This window comes from Candidatus Defluviilinea gracilis (assembly GCF_057138825.1).
Window position 1 is genome coordinate 24,533 of the sequence record NZ_DBNHEF010000047.1, and the last position, 12,799, is coordinate 37,331.

11 protein-coding genes are annotated in these 12,799 nt (G+C 54.3%); 2 read left to right on the top strand and 9 right to left on the bottom strand.

Translation table 11 applies throughout. The annotated features are described in order from the left end of the window. Nucleotides 1–35 precede the first annotated feature (35 nt). Nucleotides 36–590 (bottom strand): hypothetical protein, encoded by a 555-nt coding sequence (locus tag AC16KF_RS06385; RefSeq protein WP_484036467.1) that lies wholly within the window; start codon nucleotides 588–590, stop codon nucleotides 36–38. 152 nt (nucleotides 591–742) lie between these two features. Then, entirely contained in the window at nucleotides 743–2,233 is a 1,491-nt protein-coding gene (locus AC16KF_RS06390; RefSeq protein ID WP_484036468.1) for a sulfatase-like hydrolase/transferase, read from the bottom strand. 41 nt (nucleotides 2,234–2,274) lie between these two features. Between AC16KF_RS06390 and AC16KF_RS06395 the strand changes: the two genes are divergently transcribed. Both AC16KF_RS06395 and AC16KF_RS06400 read left to right on the top strand, forming a co-directional pair. After that, complete coding sequence (locus AC16KF_RS06395; protein WP_484036469.1) at nucleotides 2,275–2,862, top strand: lysophospholipid acyltransferase family protein; 588 nt, start codon at nucleotides 2,275–2,277, stop codon at nucleotides 2,860–2,862. A gap of 28 nt (nucleotides 2,863–2,890) precedes the next feature. Then, the gene (locus AC16KF_RS06400) at nucleotides 2,891–3,724 is read left to right on the top strand and encodes a DUF3800 domain-containing protein (RefSeq protein WP_484036470.1); all 834 of its coding nucleotides are present in this window, start codon (nucleotides 2,891–2,893) and stop codon (nucleotides 3,722–3,724) included. Nucleotides 3,725–3,844: 120 nt separating this feature from the next. Here AC16KF_RS06400 and AC16KF_RS06405 read toward each other — a convergent pair whose 3' ends face one another. The 7 genes from AC16KF_RS06405 to AC16KF_RS06435 all read right to left on the bottom strand — a co-directional run bounded on the left by AC16KF_RS06405 (nucleotide 3,845) and on the right by AC16KF_RS06435 (nucleotide 12,732). Continuing rightward, the gene (locus AC16KF_RS06405) at nucleotides 3,845–5,464 is read right to left on the bottom strand and encodes a capsular polysaccharide export protein, LipB/KpsS family (RefSeq protein WP_484036471.1); all 1,620 of its coding nucleotides are present in this window, start codon (nucleotides 5,462–5,464) and stop codon (nucleotides 3,845–3,847) included. Nucleotides 5,465–5,470: 6 nt separating this feature from the next. Beyond that, nucleotides 5,471–6,325 carry a hypothetical protein gene (locus tag AC16KF_RS06410; RefSeq protein WP_484036472.1) on the bottom strand — a complete coding sequence of 285 codons (855 nt, stop codon included), beginning with the start codon at nucleotides 6,323–6,325 and terminating at the stop codon, nucleotides 5,471–5,473. An 87-nt stretch (nucleotides 6,326–6,412) separates the two neighbouring features. After that, nucleotides 6,413–7,294: an N-acetylneuraminate synthase family protein gene (locus AC16KF_RS06415; protein WP_484036473.1), complete on the bottom strand. Its 882-nt coding sequence runs from the start codon at nucleotides 7,292–7,294 to the stop codon at nucleotides 6,413–6,415. Between the two features lie 14 nt (nucleotides 7,295–7,308). Beyond that, nucleotides 7,309–8,895, bottom strand: a complete 1,587-nt coding sequence (locus tag AC16KF_RS06420) for a hypothetical protein (protein ID WP_484036474.1) — start codon at nucleotides 8,893–8,895, stop codon at nucleotides 7,309–7,311. Beyond that, a complete protein-coding gene (locus AC16KF_RS06425) occupies nucleotides 8,892–10,115 on the bottom strand; it encodes a cytidylyltransferase domain-containing protein (protein ID WP_484036475.1) in 1,224 nt (407 codons plus the stop codon). The genes AC16KF_RS06420 and AC16KF_RS06425 overlap by 4 nt, the downstream gene beginning before the upstream one ends. Nucleotides 10,116–10,212: 97 nt before the next feature. Next, nucleotides 10,213–11,040, bottom strand: coding sequence for an SDR family oxidoreductase (locus AC16KF_RS06430; RefSeq protein WP_484036476.1), 828 nt, complete (start codon nucleotides 11,038–11,040; stop codon nucleotides 10,213–10,215). Nucleotides 11,041–11,106: 66 nt separating this feature from the next. Beyond that, a complete protein-coding gene (locus AC16KF_RS06435; protein WP_484036477.1) occupies nucleotides 11,107–12,732 on the bottom strand; it encodes a phospholipid carrier-dependent glycosyltransferase in 1,626 nt (541 codons plus the stop codon). Nucleotides 12,733–12,799: the final 67 nt, after the last annotated feature.

Consider the following 12,799-nt stretch of genomic DNA (forward strand, 5'->3'; position numbering starts at 1 on the left):
CCCGGTTACATTTTAAGACTGGACGCGCGTCAACGCTAAGTGTATTCCCGCCCGCAATACAATTCACTGACGATCTCGAAATCGACCTCCCAACTCTCTGCCGCAGACGCAACTTCATCCAGCGTGTCGCCTGGTATGAAGGTCGGAAAACCATCGCCCACAAACAATACATCCGCGCCGGCAATTTGCCCGTCTGGGCAAACGAGCGGTTGGGGCGCAGGAGTAGTAGCCTCTGGCGGAGCGCCCCTGTGAGGGATGGTCACGTAGAACATCTGCCCAGCGAGATAGATGATGGCGGTCTGCCCGGCGAACTGCGTCAGCCCGCCCTGGGCGTTGCACACGATATGTTGTTTATCCGTTGTCACCCAGCAGAACAGGTCGTATAGATCGGAGCCAACGTAGATCGAAGCCCCTTTGACATCCCGGGTGCGATGCCCCGCCGCGGAAAAAATATAAACGATTCCCTTGCCGTACACGTAGGCGCTTTCTTCGTAGGCGATCCAATCGGCGGCTTGGGCGCGGGTGGTGCGCAGACCCAGTAACGAGGCGGTGACGACAAATGCCATCAAAAATAAAAACAACTTTTTCATATCGAGCGCTCCTTTTCGGATGATGATCGGCTTTTGACCGTCATCAACGTGACCAAATAGGAGCGCGGTAGGTTACACGAGAATACTTGCAATCACATTGCGCATTCGCCGGCGCGGGCGAGGCAGGCTGAAGGTCCGGGATGAAGCGGGGCTTACTCGCAGTCATTTGGATAAAGCGTCAGCCGCTCATGATCCTGATTCGGGGCAAAGTAACTTTCATCTGCCAACAGGGGAAGATGCGACTCGAAATACCGGTTCAACACGACGCGGAAACTGTTGACCGGTGAGATGGTTGGATACAACGCCTCAGCCGATTCGACGCCGGGCAAGTAGTACGCGTTCAGGATGGGCATGCGCGCGGCGGGGTCGTTCGTCAGGTCGGGCGGCGGACCGTGATCGCCCTGCACGATGATGACCGGCGGAATTTTCGATTTGGATTGAAGCGCGTCTATGACTTGCAGGATTTCGCGGTTGATATAAATGATCTGGTTGATGTAGGCGTTGACGATCTCTTCGCGCGACGCGGTGTTCACGTTGATCTCCAGCCATTCGCCGTCCGCGCCGAACGAGAATGGCGGATGCGGGATGACGAAGTGCGCGAAGACAAAATACTTTCCCTCGCGCGAGGGTATCTCTTTCAGCGTTTGAATCATCGAGAGGACGCGCAGTCGGCGGGCTTGGCTGTACGGCGTGGTCTTCGAGGTGAGGCGGTCGTAGTCGGTCGCCGCGCGGAGCATGGTGGTATCGAGGAAGAGGGTTTCAAACTCGGTGAGCGTGGCGAACGATTTGCCATAAGCGGGGTAGATGTCTGCGTCCGTCCATTCGGTCATGCTCCAGCCGGTGGGAAATGCGACGATGGAATATCCACGCTCCTCGAACGCCGCGCGAACTGCGCCATGCTTCAGCAGTGAAATACGTTCGGCATCGTCCGTTGCGCCGAGGGTGTTGAGGTAGTCGTAATTCAGTGAAGATGCCAGCGAATACAGCGTGTGGGCATAGTTGCTCTGACTGCACTGCGCCACGTAGAATCCGCGTGCTTGCAAGGCGTTGATGAAGTCGCTGTTGTCGAATCCGTATTCGCGTTGCAACACATCCTGCCGCCCGTAACCGTCGAGGATGATGTAGTAGACATCGGGAGAGTTCGAGTTGGTTGTCGCAACAGCAGAAGAATTTTTCGACGATGTATCTGAGACGGATTGACGAATGAGCGTTGAAGAAATAGTCAACGATGGATAGATCAATAGAAAGATCGAAATAAGGTTCAGGGGATACGTGAACGAGGTCGGTTGTTTGACCCTTCGGACGATCCAGAAAACGAGAAATGCCCCAAGAATGCAGAAAGCGGGGAAAAGGATTCTATGGCGGAAAAGTCCAATCCCCAAAACGGATTCGCCCTCGAAGGCGGAATAGACTTGCCCGTAGGAAAAAAATAAAAAGAGAAGCGATGCAGACGCAAGGGCGGCGCGATGCGGGTCGCGCAGGAGGCGATGAAGAATCCAAAAGAGAATCCCAGCCAGCGCAAGCGAAAACGCCAGCGGACGCGTCATCTCGCCGATGAAGATCTGCCCAATGTTGTTGGCGGTCAATGAGAGGACGGAAAATAGCGCGAACAGGATGGAATAGAGGGGATATTTTTTGAGCATGTGCAGCGCTATTTTACACGGGAACAGTGTACAATCTGCGTATGACAATTTTCAACACGCCCATCCTCAGCAGAATATTTCATTACCTTGCCCGCTTCTTTATGAGAGCTTTCGGCTGGCGCGTAGAGGGGACGCTCCCAGACCTGCCGAAATATGTGCTGATCGGGGCGCCACACACCTCCAGTTGGGATTTTTTGCTGTTCCTCGGCGTGATCTTCATCTTGAGAGCCAATGTTAAGTTTATGGGTAAGGCTGAGTTGTTCCGCTCGCCGTTTGGCTGGTTCTTCTATTATTGCGGCGGCGTGCCGGTGGATCGGAAAAAACCCGGCAGGCTGGTGGAGCAAATGGTGGAGGCGAGCAACAAGTCTGCGCGGTTTATCCTGACCATCGCGCCCGAAGGGACGAGGCATCACGTGACAGAGTGGAAGCGCGGTTATTATCACATCGCCAAGGGCGCGGGCATCCCCATTGTGATGGCAAAGGTGGACGGCAGGCAAAAGACCGTGCATGTGGGAGAAACCTATCATCTGACGGGAGACGCCGAAGCCGACTTAAAAGCCATCCCCAATGCCTTCGAGGGTTTGGTGGGCATCAACCCGCGCAGGAAATACATCACGTTGAAGCAGTGAGGAATCTTCTATCGATTAACGGTGAATCATGCGGGATAAGGAATATATTCTTTTCTGCGACGAATCAGACAGACATGGCAAGTATTACTCCAATTTTTACGGCGGGGTGATTGTTGGCTCATCTCAGTATGAGCGCATTACGGATCGGCTTAATAACACAAAAGCCGATTTGAATCTTTATCAAGAAGTAAAGTGGGAAAAAGTTACGGAAAAATATCTTACGAAATACGAGGAGTTGATACGCGTTTTCTTCGAGGAAGTTTTCCATAACAACCTCCGTGTCCGTATTATGTTTCGCCAAAACGCCCATCTGCCGCGCGGTCTTAGTCGGGAACAGGTTGAGTGGGAATATTACCTGCTGTACTATCAGTTCGTCAAACACGGTTTTGGGTTGGAACACAGTTCGGAAAATATCCGTCTGCGCCTATATTTTGACACGTTTCCCGACACCGCTGAAAAGAATGAGCAATTTAAAGGTTTTTTGCTTGGCTTAACCAAAACCAAAAAATGGGAGACGATTGACATCAAAAGGGAGAATATCACCGAGGTCCATTCGCACGACCATGTTCTTTTACAGTGTCTGGATATCGCGCTTGGCTCGATGTCTTTTCGTTTGAACGATAAGCACAAGGAAATACCCAAAGGAGCCAGGCAAAGAGGGAAAAGAACAGTCGCAAAAGAGAAGCTGTATAAATCAATTCTTTCGGAGATTCGCAAAATTCGCCCCGGTTTCAATATCGGCGTAAGCACGAGAATTGAAACGCTTTCTGACAAATGGAGATTGCCTTACATGCACTGGTCATTCGTTCCCAGTGATGAGACCTTCGATTCGACCCTGACAAAGCCGCGTCGTAGGAAATAAAAAAAACCCCGCCTGACCTACATCAGTATCTGACGCATAACGTCAGACTTCGGTCAGACAGGGGAACATCTAAGGTCATTATAATAGGTTGTAATAATTTGTCAAATCTTGCTATTTTCATCATCGTCCCTTCAACAAAAAATCTTCGCCCTCCAACACGCCATCCAAAATCACTTTCACCGCATCAGACTCCAGCAATTCATTCAACGCAAACGATTTCAATTTCGCCTGCGTTGTGCGCACAGACGGTTCGAGAAATTCGCCGAACGGCAGAGACGTTCTGAACAATTGATAATATAAAAACCGTCGCGCGTTGCGTTTGAACTCAGCGGGGACTTCGATCTTTTCCGCATCCAAAAATTCTTTCATCTTTCTTCTTACCTCGTCCACCGTCTGCGGGAAGAACACGGTGGGATATTGCGTAAATCTCGCCTTGCCCGCGCACAATACCGCCGCGCCCATGATGGACGCTTCGAGTCCGATCGTGGAGTTGTAGACCATCACGAACTTGGATCGTTGGATCAACTCGTACGAACTCAACGCCTCGCGCGGACCGACGAACACTACATTCGGTTCACTGCGGACCTTGCGGCTGTCTACCCATCCTTCAACCGTCTCGCGGCTCGACTTCCGCGCGCGCAATTCATCGGGGTGCGCGCGGATGACGAACAACGTATCGTGATGTTCTTTGATGACTTCCAACGTCATATCCAGCCAATCGAACATATCTTCAAAGACCGTGTTCGCGTGCGGCTGACTGGTGTCGAAGATGACATTCGTAAACACAGGGACGATCTGCTTGAACTGCGCGGCTTTTTGTAAAAACGACTCGTCGAGTCCCTGCATGTCTGCCCAGAATTTGATGCCCGCCATGGTGAAGTCGCCTTGAAAACGCTTGGCGAGATAGGCGTCGAGTTTGGAGTTTTGCTCATCGTTCAATTCAAATTCATCGGGAATATGAATTGGATACGCCGTCGCTTCGCCATCGGTGAAATATGCGGATGCGGGTTGAAGTCCCACCTCGTGCGTGATGACGCGGATTCCGCGCTGTTGCGCCACGTAACGCGCCGTCGCTTCGGGGAAGAATTGTCCGTTGAAGACGATCACCGCGCGCGGTTTTGTCTCATCCAGGAATTTTTCAAACTTCTGCGCCACATTCCACGCGGACAAGATGTATTCTCGCAAAAGATAACGCGTGTTTTCATCATCGTTCAGGTGATGGATTCGTAAAACCCAACGCAAGGCGGGGAGGCAGAGTGCGCCGAGGGGGAGATTTTCAAAGTGGAAAGTGGAAAGTTGGAGGATTGAGAGTTGCGAGAGACGAGTTTCGAGTTGCGAGTCACGCTCGAAACCAAACCACTCAACTTTTGACTTTTGACCTTCAACCTTCGACGGTACCCCCGCATACAACGCCCGCGATTGACTGACACACGTCTTGCACGGCATCTCTTTGTGCGGATGATCCCGGTTCGTTCCCAACACGCATTTGCTCATGCCAGAGTTGCACACAAAATACGCGACCGGGATTCCCTTCAACCGTAACGCCCACGAGGCGAGCAGGTGAAATCCGCTGTTCCATGAGAGATCGTCAATGCCGGTGGAGGCTTTGAAGAAGACGACGGGTTGTTCCTGCGCGGGAGGCGAGTTACGAGAAACGAGATTCGCTGTGCGCGCGATCTTGAGGTTGTTGAACCGGCGGACGAGTCCGCGATAGATTCGTTGTTTGAAAAATTCTTTCATTCCACCCTACCAATCATTCGACTTTTCATACCCCAGCCTCATCACCAAATCGCCCGCGACCTCTTTGAATAACGATTTATGCTCCGCAGTGAAAAACTCGCGCCAGCCGCCGGTCTTGCCCGAACGGAAGGTGTGACTCTTCTTCGGCTGAATCGCCTCCACCAAAATTGGAATCGCTTCCTCGCGCGGGGTTGGGATTCGGTAACCGGTCTTTTCCACCTCATCGAGCATGGAGTTGAGAGTCGCGTCGCGGTGGTTGATCAGATCCTCAAAGCGGAGGCACATCACACCGGGTGTGTTCAGCCACTCGAACACGCCTTCGTATCTCTTCTGAACGCTGACCATTTTGAGTCCGTCGCGGTCAATGCCGGTGATGGCGACCTTGAGCCGTTCGCCGAAATCGGGGAGCGAGTTGTAATAGTCGTGCATCCCGTGTTCTTCTTGCATGTCGGTCGCGAAGAACACTTGCGAAACGAGCATATCGCGCGGGTCGCGATAAATAAAATAATTGACTCGATTCGGCTGGCACAAAAACCCAACATTTTCTTTTGTCGCTTCCACATATCCCCAACCGATCACGCCAAGAGGCAAATGGAGCAAATCAGCAAGGATATCATCTGCTGTCCGTCGTCCACCGTCTTTTCTGATCGTGCGGATCGGCTCCGCTTCCACGTACTTGTACGGCATGATCCTTGTAAAGCCGTTCAAAATTTGCAACAGCAGGTGCGATCCGCTCTTGGGCTTGGAGTTGCCGAAGATGGGCGGCGCGTCGCCGAACGAAAACCGCTTCCACCGCAGGATGGATTGGGCGGTTTTGCCGGCTGGTCGCAATGCGCGTCGGAGTTGTTGTGCAATACCCATGAGGAAAAATTTACCACAAAGGTCACAAAGGGGCACGAAGGTTTTAAAAGCCCTTTGTGACCTTCGTGTCCTTCGTGGTAAGAAGGTTTATTCGTTCACAACCCTTCTCAATTTTTTCAACGACCCCTGTTCGGAGGCGTACACTTTTTTCACGCCGTCGCCGAGCGAGGCTTCGGTGGTGCGGATGTATTTCACGAGTCGCTCGAAGCCCGCAGGTTCCACGCTCGCGGCTTGATCGGAGCCCCACATGGCGCGGTCTAATGTGAGATGACGCTCCACCATGCACGCGCCGAACGCGACGGCAATGGCTGTTGGGATGAGTCCCACCTCGTGACCGGAATATCCGATTGGGATATTCGGATATTTTGCGCGGAGCGTTTCGATCATCTTGAGGTTCAACTCCTCCGGTTCGCACGGATAGGTGCTGGTGCAGTGCATCATCACGAGGTCTTGCTCGCCCGCGATCCCGATCCCTTTTGCGATCTGCTCCATCGTGGACATGCCCGACGACAAGATCAGAGGCTTGCCGGTCGCTCGCGCTTTGCGAATCAGGTTGAAGTCGGTGAGAGAAGCGGAGGGGACTTTATACGCGGGCGTGTCGAACTTCTGCATAAAATCCACCGACGGCTCATCCCAGACCGAGACCATCCAATCGATTTTCTTTTCGCGGCAATAGCGGTCGATCTCGGCGTATTGTTTTTCGTCGAACTCGACCTTGTAACGATATTCGAGATAGGTGATGTAGCCCCACGGCGTCTCGCGCATTTGATTCTTTTGTTCGGGCGGCGTGGCGACATCGGGTGTACGCTTTTGGAATTTCACCGCGTCCGCGCCGGCGTGGACGGCGGCGTCGATCATCTTCTTCGCAATGTCGAGGTCGCCGTTGTGATTGATGCCGATCTCGGCGATGATGTACGCGCGTTGAGCGTCGCCCACCGCGCGGTTTCCAATTTTTATTTCACGAGTCATTTTTTCTCCAGAGTTTATTGTGGCGGCGTGAGGTCCGTCACTTCGATAAAGTCGAACGGGACATTCCAGCGGGAATAATAATGCAAATCGGGCAGAAGCGCGTACTTCGTTTTGAAGTATTGATCCAACACGACGCGAAAGGAATTGACCGGCGAGATCGAGGGATACAGCGACTCATAATTCCCGTCGGGGAAATAATACGCGTTGAGGATCCCGAATCTTTCCGACGGGATGGTATTCTCCAGCGACCCCCAGTGGAGATACGCCCCCGGCCCGTGATCGCCTTGAATGATGATGATCGGCGGCGTGTCTGACCGCGCAAGGATCGCGTCGATGGCTTGAAGCGCGAGGGTGTTCACGTATTGGATCTGCCTGCGATAGCCGCCGATATATCCGCCGCGCGAATGTTCCGAGATGTAATAGTTCGCGTCGAACAAGGTAAACGGTTCGTCGTGATTGATGACACTGCCGTCTTTGTCGAACACGAACGGCGGGTGTGGCGCGATGATGTGAGCGTAGACGAAATAATCGCCTTGCAGTGACGGGGCTTGCTCCAATTCATCGAACGTGGAGAGGATGTGCTGGCGGTGAGTCTCATACGGCATCTCGACCAACGCGCGATGGAACGCGGGGATATGATTCAACACCCGCGCCATGCTGTGGTCAATGACGATGCTTTCGAACGCGGTGACCGGCTGTGTCAGCGGAGAACTCGAATCTTCGTAATACACATCCGCCGTTGGGATGGTCGCTTTGTATTCGTTCTCGAACGAGACCGTTTTGTAGCCGTTCTGCGCCAGAACCGCGCGGACTTCGCTGTAATTGAGAATCTCGATCAGGTCGGCGCGATTATCGGGCGTGTTGCCGTTCACTTTCAAATCTTGCAAGTAGTTCATGTTGAACGACGAACTCAGCGACAGCATCGTTTGGATGTAATTGCTCGAGGCTTGATCCGCCACATAGAATCCGCGCTCGCGCAGGGCGTTGATGAACTCCGAGTTGTCGAACTCGTAGAACTCCTGCAGAATATCCTGCCTGCCGTAGCCGTCGAGGATGATGTAATAAATATCCGGGCGCGGCGTGGCGGATTCAACTTCCGTCACGGTTACGGTTCGCTCCGAGGGATTGAACGAAATTTCATTCTCGCGCACATGGTTCGTCACTTGCACGCCCGTGTTCGCCAACAGCAGGATGCTCAGTAAATTGAAATACAGATTGACGACAATGAGATTCTTTACGCGCTTTTGTAACAGCCACATCCAGACGGACATGATCAACGCGGCGGCAAGAAATACGGCGAAATCGGAACGCGCGGGACCCAGCGAAAAAGTTTTGCCCACCCAATCGGTCACATCGCCGAAGAGAAAGAAAATAAAGATGAACGGCGCGGCGATCAGCGCGGATTTCATTGCGTTACGCAAAAAAATATATAACACGCCGAACGCCAACAAAACGAATGACAGCGACACCAGCAAAGCGCGAACCGTATCCGCAAAACTCAATTCGTCGAAGTTGAGCAAATACAATTGCAGAATCGGCTGGACTGCGAACAAAAACGGCGCGAACAATCCCCGCTCGAACATTACGAAAAGTTTTTTCACGCCCGCGCCTTCAAGATCAGGTCGCACAACTCGCGCACCGCGCCGTGACCGCCCGCCTTCGTCAACACATGATCGGCGGCGCGAAGTACTTCGGGATACGCATCCGCGACTGCGACCGCCCAGCCCGCGATCTCGAAACATGGGAGGTCGTTCCAGTCGTTGCCGATGAAGACGACCTCTTCCGCCTGGATATTTTTTTCGGCTAGGATGTCTCGCATCTGTCGCCCTTTGTCCTGCAACCCCACCCCATGCACCGCCTCCACCCCCATCTTTTTCGCGCGCGCCGCAACGACCGTGTTGACCTCCGACGAGAGGATCATCACGTCAATGCCGATCTCGCGCATCTGTTTGACTCGCATGCTGTCAGCCCGCGAAGCGACGACAGTCTCATGCCCATCCTGATCTGTCCACACGCGGTTGTCGGTGATGACACCATCGAAGTCACAGATGACCAGCTTGATGGTGGAAGGCATCGGTCGGCGCGTTTTGCCCGGCGTGACCATGTCCAACTCGCCCGTCGAAACGAGATGTTCGTAACGCGCCCAGTCTTGCAGGTTGTCAATGTCCACCGTGTAGCGCGAGTCGATGATGATGGGATAGATCACGCCGCCGCTCATCGAGCCGCCTTTGGTGATGGTCTCCGCGCGGATCGCGTCAATGTGACCGGTCTGCCAATAGATGGGAGGAAGGATTTGTCGCGGCGCGTTGTATGGCTCGGCAATGCCCGGCACGTCCAATAAATTTTTCATTGGGCCGTTCTCGCCGCTGATCCGCCACATCTTATGCGGGTTCTGCCCGGCGGACACAACTCCGCGCACGCTGTCGGCTTCTTTGTGATTCAGCAAAACGTTTATCGCGTCGTCCACCAACCCGCGCGGGCGGATGGGCGAAGTCGGTCGAAGTTGCACAACGATTTCGGGGTGATAGTTTTCGTGTTCCGCCAGCCACGCCAAAGCGTGTTCAAAGACCGGCAGATCGGTCGTGTTATCTTCGGCAAATTTTGACGGGCGCAGGAAGGGAGTCTCCGCGCCGAACTCGCGCGCCACCGACGCGATCTCTTCGTCGTCCGTTGACACGATGACGCGCGTGACGAGGCGCGATTGCTTTGCCGCGGCGATGCTCCACGCAATGAGCGGATAGCCCGCAAAGTTGCGGACGTTCTTGCGCGGGATGCCTTTCGAGCCTCCACGGGCGGGGATGAGGGCGAGTGATTCAGTCATTGGTTATCAGTGAGCAGTTATCAGTGAGCAGTCATCAGTGAGCAGTGATCGGTAGGCAGTGATCAGTAAACTGATTACTGATCACTGTTTACTTTTTTCACCACGCCGTCCATCCGCCATCCACAACGACGTTATTGCCCGTCATGTACGAGGAAGCATCCGAGGCGAGGAAGAGCAACGCGCCGTTCATTTCATCTTTCTTCGCCATGCGTCCCATGATCGTTTTGGCGGAATAGTTCTTTTCAAAATAGTCTTCGTGGTCGTTGTAGATTCCGCCCGGCGTGAGCGCGTTGACGCGAATCTCCGTGCCGGCGTAATAGGCGGCGAGATATTTGGTGAAGCCCAGCACGCCGGCTTTGGTCACGGTGTAATACACGGGTTTATACGCCACGCGCTGACCGTCTTTGATGTAAATGCGCTGGTCGGGTCCGTTGAGTCCGTAGGTGGAGCAGATGTTGATGATGCTTCCCTTTTTGCCTTGCGCGAGCATCGGCTTGACGCAGGCTTGAGTCATCAAAAACATGCCGGTCAAGTTGACGTTGAGCGCGGCGGTCCAATCGGCGAGCGGATAATCCTCGAACGCGCCGGGCGTCACGCCTTTTTTCATCGCGTCGGCGTCGAACTTCGGGTCGAGCGCGGCGCTGTTGACGAGGATGTCGAGTCGCCCGAATGCGGATAATACGTTGTCCACTGCGGCGTTCACCGAGTCGGGCTGGGTGATGTCGGCGGAGAGGGCGAGGGAGTTGAATCCGCTTTGGGTGAGTGAATCAGCCGTCCCTGAGGAGGAAGCGGCGTTTAAATCCAGCACGGCGATCTTCGCGCCAGCCTCCGCCAGCGTCTTGCAAAATTCCCTGCCGAGCAATCCCGCGCCGCCGGTGACGAGGGCAACGCGCCCGTCGAGTTTGAATTTATCTTGAATGGTCATTTACTTTCCTTGTTCGTGATGCAGTTGCACTGCATCACGTTCGCAGTACAACTGCGAACGAGCGCGTTACGGTTGATGTGTGTAGATCGAATCGCCTTGCGATTTGTGCGCGAGGTTCAAACCTGCGGTCAGCGCGTCCACTTCGCCGGCGATGTTTGCGCCGTCGTCGAAGATGGCAAGCACGGCGCGTCCCGCGTTGATCTCCGCCTGCATGCGCTCGACGCCTTCTTCAAACCCCGGAATGGATTCGGCGCGCGCCGAATCATAACCGCTGGGCAACACCAACGCGCCGCGCCCGGTATACAAATACACCGCGCCGGGCTCGTTGGTGAAGATGGCAACATCCTCGGGCAGTTCGCGCAAAAATGTCATCGCCTCCGAATCGTACCATTGGAAAGACGCGAAACCCAATCCGCTCTTCGACCATGTGTTGACGGTGTTGACCTGTTTGAAAAATGAAGCGCCGAGCGCCGCAACGGCGATCAGCGTCGCCAACACGAAATTTCTTTTGCGAAGCCAGATGAGGGCGCATACCAGCAAAATGAATAAACAGACAAAGACCGGCGCAACGATTCTCAATTTGAATTTTGTTGCGGCATCGAAGAGGGTCATGGATGCGACGGTTGAGGCGAGGTAGGCGAACAAGAAGAGCCCGGTGATGAGCGGGATGATGAACCCGCTTCCCTCTCTCAGGGATGGTTGTTTCTGTTTCGTGAAGAATTTCCACGCTTCGAGCGCCGTCCATACCAACGCGCCGCCGAGGATGAGAACTGCAATGGCTTCGAACACGCCCGGCGCTTTTGCCAGCGCTTTGAACCATCCCGTCACTGGGATGGAAAAATCGGCAAAGACGCGCAAGCCTGTTTCAATATTCTCTTGTGTAAGCGGATGCCATGCCAGCGAACGATTGGTCGCATTGCCGGCGACCCAATGATTGCGCAACGCCCAAACTGCCGCCAGAGGGATGAAGCCCTCCAGAAACAGGATCATGCCGCCCAGGCGTTTCCTCCAACTGGTGTGTAGGACGATCAATGCGACGAGGAGCGCGGCGACCAGCGCCAGCCCGGAATAGCGCGTAAGGTACGCCAGCCCGGCGCAAACACCGGAAGCGATCAGCCAAGCCGAGCTTTCGTTCCGCCGTCGCCAGCGTTTGAGGCGCCCTTCGATCTCGCTCGTTTTTTCGCCCGCGTAATACAGCAGGCTTTCAAAAGAGAGGTCGAACGTCCACAGCGATACGAGCGAAAAGAAAATGAAGAGCGGCTCGCTCATTGCCACAGCATGCACTTGAAGCATTTCCCCATTCAAAACGAACAACCCGGCGGCGATCAGCCCCGCCGTGAGCGAAGGCGTTGTGCGCCAGACGAGAATGCCAACCAGCCCGGCGTTCAACCCGAATAGAATCGCGTTGAGGAATCGCGCGCCGCGCAACGGGTCGAGACCGAACCAACCGAGAAACGTCAATGCGGAGGGAAAGCCGGGGGGGAAGTGTGTAACGTATCCGTTCGTGGCAAGCCATGCTTCGCGATACCCATCCCCCGCCAGCAAACTCCGCGCACCCGCAATGTATGCGATCGAATCGTCGGATAGCCCCAGCCCCTCGGGCGTGGCTCGAAGCGCGAGAAAGGTCCCGGTTACGACGATCAAGAACAGGCTGAAAAAAGAAACGAGGCGGAGTGAGTCGCGGGGAGGCATACAAAAAATGCGCGCTACAGAAATGCGGTAGGGGGGGGGGTGACCCCCCCCCCCCCCCCACAAGCAA